Here is a 13,699-nt window from a genome sequence, read left to right on the forward strand (position 1 = left end):
GGAACCTCAACTCACCGAAGTGAGTCGGGGTATCAACTTCTGGCGTTGATTTTTGGCACGCTGTTGAGTTCTCAAGGTGCGGACGCTTCCTTTGTACTGACCCTCGCGGGCTTTCCTCCGGGCGCTTCCTTCGTTCTTGCGTTTCCGACTCTATCAGATCTTTCCGGACCCGATTTCCTCGGTGCTTTCCGGTTCCAGTCGCTTTCGCGGCTTTTCCCTTCCGGCGTTTCCGACTCTATCAGATCCTTTCGGGCCTGACTCCCAGTCAGCGGGGTTTGCCTTCCGGGCTGTTGGGCCCTTCCGACGAGTGAGACAGTAGCGGATTCCTCGCTCCCGAGCTAATCGGGGGCGTGCCCTTCGGACACGGATTCCTCATTCGCAAATACGCATGAAAACGAGACGACAAAGTGCATCGTTCGTTCGATTGGGTGCTTGCGGAATGACTGTCCGGGGACCGACCGGGGTCGGCGCTCACGTCGGACAACTCGGAGAACACTACGGAACAGCGATCACCATGTCAACCCGGGCGACAGGCGCCAGGAAGTGAGCTGCGGGGCGGCCTCCCGCATGTCCAGGCAGGTGTAGACCCGGAAGCGACCCGGCCACAGGCTCACAGCAGCAGCAGCAGAACGCCTGCCGCCGCTTGACTGTGGCCGAGTAGGGCTGGTCGGCCACAGTCAAGCAGTACGGGTTACAGCTTCCAGACCCGATCCAACGCGTCGTCCGCCAGGAACTGCGCCCTCTCAGCGATCTGGGCGTCGGACGGAGTGTCGGCGCCGGTGGCCGCCCACTCCTCAAGTCGCGGATCGAAGTAGGCACGGCCCTTCTTAAGCGCGACAGCCTTGTCGAGGAGGGATGCGTCCCCGAGGGAGTTGTTGAGCCGCTCCGTCAACAGCGTCAGGTTGCCCACCGAGTAGACCGGGTCGGTGTACTCGGTCGTCGCCATCGACTGGGGCTTGATGTGCTCGATCGACCACGTCGAGAGGTTCTGGCCCGCAGGCAGTAGCTTCTCCAGCTTCGCGAACGACATCAACACGTAGGCGATGAAGATCTTGCGCGATCGCGGCTTCTGCGCCTGGTTAAGTTGCAGGTTGGGCGCATAGAAGAGCGAGCAGAACGCTTGGTGCGCTCGGGCTCGGGCCGGCAGGCTGGCGCCGAGCTTGACTCTCAGGTCTTCGATCGCCTCCACAACTTGGTTGATGGAGGTGGCAGCTTCTAGGCGAACGGCGAAGCGGTTGTACCGGCTGCGCGTGCCGCCCGTCGAACCACTGTTCGTCAGCGCGGTGTATTGGAAGTGAAACGACTCGACGAGGCGCAACACCTCGATAACCTGCGCCTGTTTGATCAAGTGTGTCTCTCGGTACTTGCGCGCTACGGCGAGGACCATGGAGTTCGCTACCGAGACGTTGAAGATGGCGAGGGCCCGAACGCTGTCCACGAACTCCGGGATCGCGAACGCGTTACGCATACCAGGGACTTTGAGCTGGACTTGTACGTGCTCGGCCTCTAGACCCTCGTACGTTTCTGCGTCCGCTTCCAGCTCTCGCAGATAGGAGATGTGGGCAGCAGGATCACCGCTCACCAGGCGGCTGATCTCCTTGAACAGCTCGGGTTCCTTTACAGCTTCTCGCCTCGAGTTCCAAGACTGCCAGATAAACCTGTCCACGAGATCGCTACTCAAGCGATCCAGTTGAACGCGTTCGACGAGCCGATCCCACCTGTCCGCAATGGCCTGTCGGTCAGCGGCCTCGGTTGCTCCACCGCGGATCAGAAGGTTCTTGACGAGGTCCGCAAGCCGCAGATCCGCGCCACGGGTGTTAAGCGTCTCGAACACGAGGAAGCCGTCTTCCTCGGAAGCAAGCTCCACCTGAATTACGCGCGCCTTCAGGGCATTCGATCTGATTGATTTGAGGCGTTCGACCTGGTCAGCTGGCGCCATATCCTTGACGGCGCCAATCACCTTCTCCTCGAAGAACTCTCGCGCTTCCCCAATGCGCTTTGCGCTCTCATTCCATTTAACCCCAGACGGAATGGCGTTAGGGTTCTGAATTACCTCATAGAACATGTTTTCAGATCGACGCAGGATGGGGTAGTTTTTTCCGTCATCATCCTGCACCATCAGGTATTTCTGAGTCGTGGCTGCCTGACTGGAAGCCACGTCTACGTCGAACCCCTCAACGTCGTCGTATTTCTCAGCGACCTGGTTGAAGGCGTCTCGGACCACGGAGAGCAGGATCGCACTCGTGGTCAGTCTCTGCTGGCCGTCGATGATCGAGTACGTGTCGTTGAAGAGGTCTCTCTTCTTACTGACCCACGTGACCGTGGAGCCGAAGAAGAAATCGCCCTTCGCCAGGATCACGTCGTCCCAGAAATCCATGAGCTGGTCCTGCGACCAACTGTAGGGGCGCTGAAAGTTGGGAACTTCGTACAGGCACTGCTGGAAGCAGGTCTGTATCGTCTTCGTCTGACTCTCGATCGGAATCAGCTCGTTGTGCGAGATGGCCTCGGTCACCCCGACCCCCCATGCCTAGTCGCGAATCGTCGCATCAGATTAGACCCTATCCCAATGCCTCGACTACTCGCCGAAATAAACCGAGTCGCGAAATAAATGGGCTGGGCTCCATGAGAGCCCAGCCCCTCCCGGTGGTGAGCAGCGCGCCGCACACTCCGGGACATGTGGATCAGACGTTGAAGCGGAACTCGACGACGTCGCCGTCCTGCATGACGTAGTCCTTGCCCTCCATGCGGGCCTTGCCCTTGGCGCGGGCTTCGGCGACGGAGCCGCAGTCGACGAGGTCGGCGAAGGAGATGATCTCGGCCTTGATGAAGCCGCGCTGGAAGTCGGTGTGGATGACGCCGGCGGCCTCGGGGGCGGTGGCGCCCTGCTTGATGGTCCAGGCGCGGGTTTCCTTGGGGCCGGCCGTCAGGTAGGTCTGCAGGCCCAGGGTGGCGAAGCCGACGCGGCCGAGGGTGGCCAGGCCGGGCTCCTCCTGGCCGACGGACTGAAGGAGCTCCAGGGCCTCCTCGTCGTCCAGCTCGGCCAGGTCGGCCTCCAGCTTGGCGTTGAGGAAGATCGCCTCGGCCGGCGCGACCAGGGCGGACTGCTCGGCCTTGAAGGCCTCGTCCACCAGCTCGTCCTCGTCCACGTTGAAGACGTAGAGGAACGGCTTGGTGGTGAGCAGGTGCAGCTCGTGGAGCAGGTCGCCCTGCTCGGTGCCCTTGGTGATGCCCTTCGAGAAGAGGGTGTGGCCCTCCTCGAGGATCTTGCGCGCCTCGACGACCGCGGCCAGGACCGCGACCTTGTCCTTCTGGAGGCGGGACTCCTTCGTCAGGCGGGGCTCCGCCTTCTCGATGGACTGGAGGTCGGCCAGGATCAGCTCGGTGTTGATCGTCTCGATGTCGTCCTTGGGCGAGACCTTGCCGTCGACGTGGACGACGTTCTCGTCCTTGAAGGCGCGGATGACCTGGCAGATCGCGTCCGACTCACGGATGTTCGCGAGGAACTTGTTGCCCAGGCCCTCGCCCTCGCTGGCGCCGCGGACGATGCCGGCGATGTCGACGAAGTCGACGGTCGCGGGGAGGACCTTCTGGGAGCCGAAGATGCCGGCCAGCACGGCCAGGCGCGGGTCCGGGACACCGACGACGCCGACGTTGGGCTCGATGGTGGCGAACGGGTAGTTGGCCGCCAGCACGTCGTTCTTGGTCAGGGCGTTGAACAGGGTCGACTTGCCGACATTCGGCAGACCGACGATTCCGATCGTGAGCGACACGTTGACGACTTCCCGTGAGCTGGAGGGGTTGGACACCCGGCCCGGAGCCGGGCCGTCGGACAGTTTACTTTCCGATGAGTACCGGTCGACGTGTCCAGGGGGCCTGGCGGGCCCCCGCCGCCTAGTTTTGTCGGGTGGAGCAACACAGGACGCGATCGCCGTATCACCCCCAGCGACGGCCCCAGGGCCGGCGGCCCGCCGGGCTGCCCCCGCAGCCGGGCCAGTCCGCCGTGCGGGCCGGGGCGGGTGGCCGGCCGGGGCGTCCCGTGGTGCCGCTGCTGCGCCGGCTGCCCCGACCGCGGCTGACGGGGTTGGGCGGGGGGCTGTTCGCCTGTGCCGCGATGGTGGTGGTAGCCGGGCTGGACTGGCTGCTCTTCGACGGCTCGATGATCGCGTACGGGCTGCTCTTCGTGCCGGTGGCGGCGGCGACCGCGCTGTGGGTGCGGCCGGCGGACCTGATCACCGCGCCGATCGCGGTGCCGATCGCCTTCGCCGCCGGGGTCTGGCCGATCGCCGGGGGCTCGGGCGGGCTCGGCGGGCAGCTGATGGGGGTGGTGACCGCCCTCGCGCTGCACGCCGGCTGGCTGTACGCGGGGACGCTGCTGGCCGCGTTGATCGCGGTGGTGCGCAAGGCGGTGCTGATCGGCCGCCGGCGGCTGCCGCAGCGTACGCGGTAGCCGCCGGGGCGGACTCCTCAGACCTGGGTGGCCCGGCGGGCCGCCATCGCCGCGCCCACGATGCCGGCGTTGTTCTGGAGCTGGGCGGGGACGATGTCGGCCCGGATGCCGTCCAGCAGCGGGAGGAACTTCTCGGCCTTGCGGCTGACGCCGCCGCCGATGATGAACAGTTCGGGCGAGAAGAGCATCTCCACGTGCGCCAGGTACCGGCGGACGCGCTTGGCCCAGTGTTCCCAGCTGAGGTCTTCTTCCTCCTTGGCGCGGGTGGAGGCCTTGGTCTCGGCGTCGTGGCCGCGCAGCTCCAGATGGCCCAGCTCGGTGTTGGCGAGCAGCCGGCCGTCGGTGAAGACGGCGCTGCCGATGCCGGTGCCGAGGGTGAGCAGGATGACGGTGCCGGTCCGGCCGCGGCCCGCGCCGAAGGTCATCTCGGCCACCCCGGCCGCGTCGGCGTCGTTGAGGACCGTCACGGGCAGGCCGCCGAGCCGGCCGGAGAGCAGGGTGCGGGCGTCCAGGTCCACCCAGCCCTTGTCGACGTTGGCGGCCGTCCGGGTGATGCCGTCGGTGACGACGCCGGGGAAGGTCACCCCGACCGGGCCGGACCAGTCGAAGGCCGAGACCACCTCCGCCACGCAGTCGGCCACCCCCTCGGGGGTGGCCGGGTGCGGGGTCAGGACCTTGTGGCGCTCGTGCGCGAGGTCGCCGCGCTCCAGGTCCACGGGTGCGCCCTTGATGCCGGATCCGCCGATGTCCACGCCGAAGATCTGCATGGGATCACCGTACGGAAACCGGGCCCGGTCGGCAGCACGGCCTGCGCCGGGACACTCGTACGGGAGTGCCGGGGCCGCGGGCCCCGCCTCAGCCCGTGCAGCCGGTGACGGGGACGTCGCTGCCGGCGCAGTTGGTGGGCGTGTTGCTCGCGACCACGCTGACCGAGAGCGTGACGGTGCCGCCGGTGTTGAGGATGCCGCCGGGGGCGAGGGCGGCGGTGTTGCCGCGGACCGAGCCGGCCGTGATCTTCGTGGTGCCGCCGCCGACGTTGGCGATGCCGCCGGCGCGGTTGGCCGTGTTCGTCGCGACGGAGCTGCCGCTGATGGTCAGGGTGCCGTCGTTGGCGACGGCGCCGCCGACGCCGCCGGCGGTGTTGCCGGTGATGCTGCTGCCGCTGATGGTCATGGTGCCGTCGTTGGCGAGGCCGCCGCCGTTGACGGTGGCGCTGTTGCCGGTGATGGAGCTGCTCTGGATGGTGGTGGTGGCGCCGGTGGAGCCGCCGATGCCGCCGGAGTAGTTGCCGTGGTTGGCGCGGATGATGCTGCCGGTCACCTTGAGGACGCCGCCGCGGTTGGCGATGCCGCCGCCGAAGTCGGGGGCGCGGCCGTTGCTGACGGTGGCGGTGCTGAGCGTGAGGCTGCCGCCGGGCCGGACGACGAGGATGCCGAAGTCCGGGGCGCTGGTGGCGCGGGTGAGGGTGGCGGCCCGGGCGTTGATGGTGAGCGTCGCGGTGATGTCCGGCAGCGGGGTGGTGAGGGTGTAGGTGCAGCCGGGAGCCAGCGCCAGGTCGCCGCTCCCCGCGGTGTTGGCGTTGGCGATGGCGGTGGACAGGGCCGTGGCGCTGCACGGCACGCTGGTGGCGGCGGCCGCGGGCGGGGCGGTGGCCACGACGGTGGTGAGGGCGCCGGCGCACAGGGCCTGGGCGAGCAGGGCCGTCGTCTTGCGGGGGTACGTGGGGAACATGGGCAGGTGGCTCCTTCGGAAGTCCCGGACTGGCGGGGCTGATGCCTGCCCCTGCCGGGTCCCGGAGGCCACCGGCCCGGCGGGATCCCCGTCGGACGGGGGAGCCGCTTGCGCCCGGTGGCCGACGGCCGACCGGTGCCGTGCGGTGTCCCCGACACGGAGGACGCGGGTCCCGGACAACGCAGGAGCGGGCACCGTCGGCCTTCGCCGCCGGTGCCCGCTCCTCGCGTGCGGGGGTGCCGTGTCCTACTGGTCGGCGACCAGGTCCGCGGCCTCGGAGCGGAGGTCGCGGCGCAGCTCCTTGGGGAGCGAGAAGGTGATGGACTCCTCGGCGGTCTTGACGATCTCGACGTCGGCGTAGCCGCGGGCGGCGAGCCATTCGAGGACTTCCTCGACCAGGACCTCGGGGACCGAGGCGCCCGAGGTGAGGCCGACGGTGGTGACGCCCTCGAGCCAGGCCTCGTCGATCTCGCGGGCGAAGTCGACGAGGTGGGCGGCGCGGGCGCCGGCGTCCTTGGCGACCTCGACCAGGCGGATGGAGTTCGAGGAGTTCTTGGAGCCGACGACGATGACCAGGTCGGCGTCGGCGCCCATGGCCTTGACGGCGGCCTGGCGGTTGGAGGTGGCGTAGCAGATGTCGTCGCTGGGCGGCGAGACCAGGAGGGGGAACTTGGTCTTCAGGGCGTCGACGGTCTCCATCGTCTCGTCGACGGAGAGGGTGGTCTGGGAGAGCCAGACGACCTTGGACTCGTCGCGGACGGTGACCTTCTCGACGTCGTGGGGGCCGTCCACGATGGTGATGTGGTCGGGGGCCTCGCCGGAGGTGCCGATGACCTCCTCGTGGCCCTCGTGGCCGATGAGGAGGATGTCGAAGTCCTCGCCCGCGTAGCGGATGGCTTCCTTGTGGACCTTGGTGACCAGCGGGCAGGTCGCGTCGATGGTGGCGAGCCGGCCGCGGGCGGCCTCCTCGTGGACCACGGGGGCGACGCCGTGCGCGGAGAACATGACGATGTTGCCGGGGGGCACCTCCTCCGTCCGCTCGACGAAGATCGCGCCCTTCTTCTCCAGGGTCTGCACGACGTACTTGTTGTGCACGATCTCGTGGCGCACGTAGACGGGGGCGCCGTACTGCTCGAGGGCCTTCTCGACGGCGATGACGGCACGGTCCACGCCCGCGCAGTAGCCACGAGGGGCGGCGAGCAGGACACGGCGGGAAGCGGGAGCAGTCATGCCGTCCATCGTAAGGCCGCCCGCAGCAGGCCGAAGAGCGTGTCCGTGCCCCAGACTGGAGCTCAAGATCGTCCCGGGGACCGGCTTGCGGAGGCACTATGACGGCGGCGCAGGACGTCAGCGGGGTCCGGCTGTGACCGCGGCCCGGGAGGCCGCCCCGGTCTCCGGCGAGGAGGGCGGGCTCCGGCGGAGCCTCGGCTTCCGGGACCTGGTGGTGTACGGGCTCCTCTTCATCGCGCCGATGGCCCCGGTGGGGGTCTTCGGCACGCTCGACGCCCGGTCGCACGGGGCGGTGGCGCTGGTCTACGTGGTCGCCACGGTGGCGATGGCGTTCACCGCTTTCAGCTACGCGCAGATGGTCAGGGTCGCCCCGCAGGCGGGGTCGGTGTTCACGTACGCGCGCAAGGGGCTGGGCGAGGGCGCCGGGCTGATCGCGGGCTGGATGGCGCTGCTGGACTACCTGCTGATCCCGGCGGTGGCGTACCTGTTCTCGGGGATCGCGCTGCACGCGCTGGTGCCGGGGGTGTCGCGGTGGGTGTGGACCACGCTGGCGGTGCTGGTGACGACGGCGCTGAACCTGTGGGGCGTGCGGGTGGCCGCGCGGGTGGGGTTCGCGGTGCTGGTGATGGAGATCGTGGTGCTGCTGGTGTTCCTGGTGGCGGCGGTGACGGTGCTGGTGCGGGACGGGGCGCAGCGGGGCTGGCTGTCGCCCTTGACGGGGGACGGGTCGGCGGGGTTCTCGGCGGCTGCGGTGCTGGGGGCGGTGTCGGTGGCGGTGCTCTCCTATCTGGGGTTCGACGCGATCGTGTCGTTCGCGGAGGAGGTGACCGGAGGCTCGGCGAAGGTGGCGCGGGCGGTGCTGTTCTGTCTGGCGCTGACGGGGGTGCTCTTCGTGGCGCAGACGTATCTGGCGGCGCTGCTGGAGCCGGTGTCGGCGGCGGAGCTGGCGGCGGATCCGGCGAAGCAGGGGCCGGCCTTCTACGACGCGGTGGACGCGTCGGTGGGCCGCTGGCTGCACGACCTGGTGGCGGTCAGCAAGGCGGTCGGGGCGGCCTTCGCGGCGCTGGCGGGGCAGGCCGCGGCCGGCCGGCTGCTGTTCGCGATGGCCCGGGAGCGGCGGCTGCCGGGCGTCCTGGCCCGGACGGCGGGCGGGGTGCCGCGGCGGGCGCTGCTGACGGCGGCGGCGGTGACGCTGGCGGCGGCGGTGTGGGCGGCCCGCCGGGACGACGGGCTGGACCACCTGGTGTCCGTGGTGGACATCGGGGCGCTGACCGCCTTCACGCTGCTGCACGCCTCGGTGGTGGGCTGGTTCGTGGTGCGGCGGGGCGGCGGGCGGCCGGACTGGTGGCGGCACCTGGTGGTGCCGGTGCTGGGTGCGGCGGTGACGGTGGCGGTGATCGTCGAGGCGGCGGGTACGGCGCAGGTGGTGGGCGCGGTCTGGCTGGCGGCGGGGCTGGTGCTGCTGGTGGTGCAGCGCGGGCGCGGGGACCTGCCGCCCGGGCGCGGGGACCGCGGCGCTGTCGGCGGGGCCGGTTAGCCTGCCTGCATGGGTCTGAATACGTCGGCCGAGGCGCCGCTGCCCGTCGGCCAGGTGTCCCGGCTCATCGGGGGCTGGATCGAGCGGCTGGGCCAGGTGTGGGTGGAGGGGCAGATCACGCAGCTGTCGCGGCGGCCGGGCGCGGGGGTAGTCTTCCTGACCCTGCGCGACCCGTCGCACGACATCTCGGTGAGCGTCACCTGCTACCGCCAGGTGTACGACGACGTCGCCGACGCCGTGCAGGAGGGCGCGCGGGTGGTCGTGCTGGCCAAGCCGGAGTGGTACGCCCCGCGCGGGCAGCTGTCCCTGCGGGCCACGGAGATACGGCCGGTGGGGATCGGCGAGCTGCTGGCCCGGCTGGAGCGGCTGAAGCGGTCGCTGGCCGGGGAGGGGCTGTTCGCCCTGGACCGCAAGCGGCCGCTGCCGTTCCTGCCGCAGCTGATCGGGCTGGTGGTGGGGCGGGCCTCGGCCGCCGAGCGGGACGTCCTGGAGAACGCCCGGCGGCGCTGGCCGGCGGTCCGCTTCGAGGTGCGCAACGTCGCGGTGCAGGGGGTCCATGCGGTGCCCCAGGTGGTGCGGGCGGTGCAGGAGCTCGACGCGCACGACGAGGTCGACGTGATCATCGTGGCGCGCGGCGGGGGCAGTGTGGAGGACCTGCTGCCGTTCTCGGACGAGCAGGTGGTCCGGGCGGTGGCCGCGGCGCGGACGCCGGTGGTCTCGGCGATCGGGCACGAGCCGGACTCGCCGCTGCTGGACCTGGTGGCGGACCTGCGGGCGTCCACCCCGACGGACGCGGCGAAGAAGGTCGTACCGGACGTCGGTGAGGAGTTGGACCGGGTCGGGATGCTGCGGGACCGGGCGCTGCGCTCGGTGCGGGCGCTGCTGGACCGGGAGGAGCGGGGGCTGGCGCACGCGCTGGCCCGGCCGGTGTTCGTGCATCCGCAGCGGATGATCGAGGACCGCGAGGAGCAGGTGGAGTCGCTGCTGGCGCGCAGCCGGCGGACGCTGGGGCACCTGCTGGACCGGGCGGACTCCGAGCTGTCGCACACCCGCGCGCGGGTGGTGGCGCTCTCCCCGGCGGCGACCCTGGAGCGCGGGTACGCGGTGCTCCAGCGGGCGGACGGACACGTGGTCCGCTCCCCCGCCGAGGTCGGGGCGGACGAACCGCTGCGGGCGCGGGTGGCCGAGGGGGAGTTCGCCGTGCGGGTCGACGGCGACTCGGCCACGGCTTGACCTTTCGTACGGAGGCAGAGCTTCCGTTTGGGATACGGATTTAGGGTGATCAGCGATGGCCGAGACGGATACGGCACTGGGCTACGAGCAGGCCCGGGACGAACTCATCGAGGTGGTGCGCCGCCTCGAGGCGGGCGGTACGACGCTTGAGGAGTCCCTGGCGCTGTGGGAGCGCGGCGAGCAGCTGGCCACGGTCTGCCGCGACTGGCTGGAAGGCGCGCGGGCCCGGCTGGACTCGGCGCTGGCCGCACGGGAGCAGGGCGAGGGGCGCGAGGAGACCGGAACCGACCGCTCCGATCTCGGGGGATGACCACCTGCGCAGGGAGGTCATGTCCGTGCGCCCGGTGCCGAAATCGTTCACGTCGCTTCGACCCGTACGCATGGAAGGCATCAGATGTCCCTCGTTCTCGACCCCGCCGCGCAGGACCTCCTCTTCCGCGAGGCCCGCACCGCCAACACCTTCACCGACGAGCCGGTGTCGGACGAGCAGATCCAGGCGATATACGACCTGATCAAGTTCGGTCCGACCGCCTTCAACCAGAGCCCCCTGCGCATCACGCTGGTCCGCTCCCAGGAGGCCCGCGAGCGCCTGGTGCAGCACATGCACGAGAAGAACGCGCCGAAGACGCTGACCGCCCCGCTGGTCGCGATCCTCTCCGCGGACAACGAGTTCCAGGCGGAGCTGCCGTACCTGCTGCCGTTCTTCCCGAACGCCGCCGAGGTCTTCTACTCGGAGCGCTCGGAGCGCGAGCAGGCCGCGTCGCTGAACGCCGCGCTGCAGTCCGCGTACTTCATCCTGGGCATCCGCGCCGCCGGCCTGGCCGCCGGCCCGATGACCGGCATCGACCAGGCCGCCATCCAGAAGGAGTTCCTGGACGACGACCACACCGTGCTGATGGTCGTCAACATCGGCAAGCCGGGCGAGGACGCGTGGTTCCCGCGCTCCCCGCGCCTGGAGCTCGACCAGGTCGTCACCACCATCTGAACCGTCTGACGCACCGTCCGGCGCACCGTCCGGCGCGGCGGACACGCGACGAGGCCGCCCCCGGGAACGGGGGCGGCCTCGGTCGTTGCCGCTGCGGGCCGGGGCTCAGCCCTTCTTGGCCTCCAGCATCCCGGCCACCTTGGCCAGCTGCTGCACCGGCGCGGTCCCGGTGACCACGGTCGTGGCGCCCCGGTCCTCGCGCACCAGCGCGTTGTAGTGCTCGCCCTCCCAGACCTGCCAGCTCTGCCCGCCGGCCTGCTGGGTCTTCTCGGTCTTCTGGGCCTGCTGGGTCACCCGGGGAAGGTAGGTGCGCGGCAGCTCGGTCGACTGCTCGACGGCGACGTACTGCCCCTCGGGGTCGAGGAAGCCCAGGTGCCAGGCGTTCCCGCTCTTGCGCTCGTACGAGACCGAGGTCGCGCGCCACTCGTCCGCCAGCCCGACCGGGGCCGCCACCGGGTACGGCGCCGCGCGCCGGGCGGTGATCAGCTCGACGCGGTAGTCGACCGTGCGCACCGGGTCGGCGGAGTCGTCGTGCGGGATGAACACGTAGATCGCGGCCACCACGATGCCGATGACCGCCAGCGACCGGACCATGTCCCAGATCGTCTGCTTGCCACTCTTACCTGCCACGGACCCATCGTCCCCCATCCACTGGAGCGATCTTTCACGGGGTCCCGGTCATGTCGTGGGACAAAGAGGGCATATACCAGGCGGATGCCGATATGCCGCTCATACGTGCCCCCCTCTGCTCAATTTATCGACCTGACGATAGAGTCGCAGGACCCTCTATAGACCGGCCGTCGCCGTACAGAAAGGTGCGCTCCGATGACCGAGCACAACCTGCCGCCCCAGCTCGTGGTTTCCCCCGAGGCCCCCGACCGCAACCTGGCTCTGGAGCTGGTCCGGGTGACCGAGGCCGCCGCCATGGCCGCCGGGCGCTGGGTCGGGCGCGGCGACAAGATCGGCGCCGACGGCGCGGCCGTGCGCGCCATGCGCACCCTCGTCTCCACCGTCTCGATGAACGGCGTGGTCGTCATCGGCGAGGGCGAGAAGGACGAGGCCCCGATGCTCTTCAACGGCGAGCGGGTCGGTGACGGCACCGGCGCCGAGGTCGACATCGCCGTGGACCCGATCGACGGCACGACCCTCAACGCCAAGGGCATGCCCAACGCCATCGCGGTGCTGGCCGCCGCGGACCGCGGCACCATGTTCGACCCCTCCGCGGTCTTCTACATGGAGAAGCTGGTCACCGGCCCCGAGGCCGCCGACTTCGTCGACATCAACGCCCCCGTCTCGGTGAACATCCGCCGGGTCGCCAAGGCCAAGAACATGGCCGTCGAGGACACCACGGTCGTCATCCTGGACCGCCCCCGCCACGAGGGCATGGTCAAGGAGATCCGCGAGACCGGCGCCCGGATCAAGTTCATCTCCGACGGCGACGTGGCCGGCTCCATCATGGCCGCCCGCGAGGGCACCGGCGTCGACCTGCTGATGGGCATCGGCGGCACCCCCGAGGGCATCATCTCGGCCTGCGCCATAAAGTGCCTGGGCGGTGTGATCCAGGGCAAGCTGTGGCCCAAGGACGAGGCCGAGCGCCAGAAGGCCCTGGACGCGGGCCACGACCTGGACCGGGTGCTCTCCACCAACGACCTGGTCTCCGGCGACAACGTCTTCTTCGTCGCCACCGGCATCACCGACGGCGAGCTGCTGCGCGGGGTGCACTACCGCTCCGAGACCGCGACCACCTCGTCGCTGGTCATGCGCTCCAAGTCCGGCACCATCCGGCAGATCGACTCCACGCACCGGCTCTCGAAGCTGCGCGCGTACAGCGCCATCGACTTCGACCGCGCCCAGTAGGACACCGGGGCCGGCCCGGCACCGGGCCGGCCGGCGACGCGGCAAGGGGCGGACCCCGTGCGGGGGGTCCGCCCCTTTGCCGTGTCGTCGTACCGGTCCTGCGGGTCGTACGGGTCTACGGGTCGTACGGGTGCCTCGGGTCAGCCCGCGGCGGCCGCGGGGGACGGGTTCTGCCGCAGCTCGCCCGCCCGGCGCCGGCGGCGGGCCAGCACCACCCGGCGCTCGGCGGCGGTCAGGCCGCCCCAGACGCCGTACGGCTCCGGCTGGAGCAGCGCGTGCTCCCGGCAGGCGACCATCACCGGGCACCGGGCGCAGACCCGCTTCGCGGCCTCCTCGCGGGAGAGCCGGGCGGCCGTCGGTTCCTTGGACGGTGCGAAGAACAGGCCGGCCTCGTCCCGGCGGCACACCGCGTCCGCATGCCATGGGCCGTCGTCATCCCTGACGGGCACCCGCTGGTTCGGAAGAGTCGGAACGGCGGCTACCGGCAAGGACCGGTGCGGCGGTTGAAGCACGGTCTACTCCTGACGACGGATTCGCGAGCGAGAGACGATGCGACAGTCCCTACCCGCTGTACGCACCCTTAAGCACTGCGTACCGCCCGCCGGGAGCGCCCCGCGGCTTCTCTGACCGGAATTCGCCGGTGCGGGCGCGGCCGGGAAAAAGCCTCCCCCGGCCGGCC

14 protein-coding genes are annotated in these 13,699 nt (G+C 69.9%); 7 read left to right on the plus strand and 7 right to left on the minus strand.

From position 1 onward, the window contains the following. A partial coding sequence (locus AB0O40_RS25230; protein ID WP_365045941.1) for a hypothetical protein occupies positions 1-258 on the plus strand: 258 nt, incomplete at its 5' end. Positions 259-691: 433 nt separating this feature from the next. On the opposite strand, the gene AB0O40_RS25235 is transcribed toward AB0O40_RS25230, so the two are convergent. After that, entirely contained in the window at positions 692-2,512 is a 1,821-nt protein-coding gene (locus AB0O40_RS25235) for a DUF262 domain-containing protein (RefSeq protein WP_365045943.1), read from the minus strand. Positions 2,513-2,681: 169 nt separating this feature from the next. Then, positions 2,682-3,770 (minus strand): redox-regulated ATPase YchF, encoded by a 1,089-nt coding sequence (gene ychF / locus AB0O40_RS25240; protein WP_365045946.1) that lies wholly within the window; start codon positions 3,768-3,770, stop codon positions 2,682-2,684. Positions 3,771-4,000: 230 nt separating this feature from the next. On the opposite strand from ychF, the gene AB0O40_RS25245 reads away from it, so the two are divergent. Next, positions 4,001-4,447, plus strand: a complete 447-nt coding sequence (locus AB0O40_RS25245) for a DUF6542 domain-containing protein (protein ID WP_365046057.1) — start codon at positions 4,001-4,003, stop codon at positions 4,445-4,447. A gap of 17 nt (positions 4,448-4,464) precedes the next feature. On the opposite strand, the gene ppgK is transcribed toward AB0O40_RS25245, so the two are convergent. The 3 genes from ppgK to AB0O40_RS25260 all read right to left on the minus strand — a co-directional run bounded on the left by ppgK (position 4,465) and on the right by AB0O40_RS25260 (position 7,408). Then, positions 4,465-5,214 (minus strand): polyphosphate--glucose phosphotransferase, encoded by a 750-nt coding sequence (gene ppgK / locus AB0O40_RS25250; RefSeq protein ID WP_365045949.1) that lies wholly within the window; start codon positions 5,212-5,214, stop codon positions 4,465-4,467. Between the two features lie 88 nt (positions 5,215-5,302). After that, a complete protein-coding gene (locus AB0O40_RS25255; RefSeq protein WP_365045952.1) occupies positions 5,303-6,178 on the minus strand; it encodes a hypothetical protein in 876 nt (291 codons plus the stop codon). 246 nt (positions 6,179-6,424) lie between these two features. Next, a complete protein-coding gene (locus tag AB0O40_RS25260; protein ID WP_365045955.1) occupies positions 6,425-7,408 on the minus strand; it encodes a 4-hydroxy-3-methylbut-2-enyl diphosphate reductase in 984 nt (327 codons plus the stop codon). Between AB0O40_RS25260 and AB0O40_RS25265 the strand changes: the two genes are divergently transcribed. From AB0O40_RS25265 to AB0O40_RS25280, 4 genes are all read left to right on the plus strand, one after another. After that, positions 7,407-8,945, plus strand: coding sequence for an APC family permease (locus AB0O40_RS25265; RefSeq protein ID WP_365045958.1), 1,539 nt, complete (start codon positions 7,407-7,409; stop codon positions 8,943-8,945). The two genes, AB0O40_RS25260 and AB0O40_RS25265, sit on opposite strands and share 2 nt — an antisense overlap. A gap of 9 nt (positions 8,946-8,954) precedes the next feature. Then, complete coding sequence (xseA, locus tag AB0O40_RS25270; protein ID WP_365045961.1) at positions 8,955-10,178, plus strand: exodeoxyribonuclease VII large subunit; 1,224 nt, start codon at positions 8,955-8,957, stop codon at positions 10,176-10,178. 55 nt (positions 10,179-10,233) lie between these two features. Then, positions 10,234-10,488 (plus strand): exodeoxyribonuclease VII small subunit, encoded by a 255-nt coding sequence (locus AB0O40_RS25275; RefSeq protein ID WP_365045964.1) that lies wholly within the window; start codon positions 10,234-10,236, stop codon positions 10,486-10,488. Between the two features lie 84 nt (positions 10,489-10,572). Next, complete coding sequence (locus AB0O40_RS25280) at positions 10,573-11,163, plus strand: malonic semialdehyde reductase (RefSeq protein ID WP_365045966.1); 591 nt, start codon at positions 10,573-10,575, stop codon at positions 11,161-11,163. Positions 11,164-11,268: 105 nt separating this feature from the next. On the opposite strand, the gene AB0O40_RS25285 is transcribed toward AB0O40_RS25280, so the two are convergent. Then, positions 11,269-11,793, minus strand: a complete 525-nt coding sequence (locus AB0O40_RS25285) for a DUF4245 domain-containing protein (protein WP_365045969.1) — start codon at positions 11,791-11,793, stop codon at positions 11,269-11,271. A 195-nt stretch (positions 11,794-11,988) separates the two neighbouring features. On the opposite strand from AB0O40_RS25285, the gene glpX reads away from it, so the two are divergent. Beyond that, positions 11,989-13,020 (plus strand): class II fructose-bisphosphatase, encoded by a 1,032-nt coding sequence (gene glpX, locus AB0O40_RS25290; protein ID WP_365045971.1) that lies wholly within the window; start codon positions 11,989-11,991, stop codon positions 13,018-13,020. 140 nt (positions 13,021-13,160) lie between these two features. Here the strand turns inward: glpX and AB0O40_RS25295 are convergent, their stop codons facing one another. Next, positions 13,161-13,532 carry a WhiB family transcriptional regulator gene (locus tag AB0O40_RS25295; protein ID WP_365045974.1) on the minus strand — a complete coding sequence of 124 codons (372 nt, stop codon included), beginning with the start codon at positions 13,530-13,532 and terminating at the stop codon, positions 13,161-13,163. Positions 13,533-13,699 lie beyond the last annotated feature (167 nt).

The sequence above is a fragment of the Streptomyces sp. NPDC089919 genome, from assembly GCF_040684615.1.
Classification (GTDB): Bacteria; Actinomycetota; Actinomycetes; order Streptomycetales; family Streptomycetaceae; genus Streptomyces.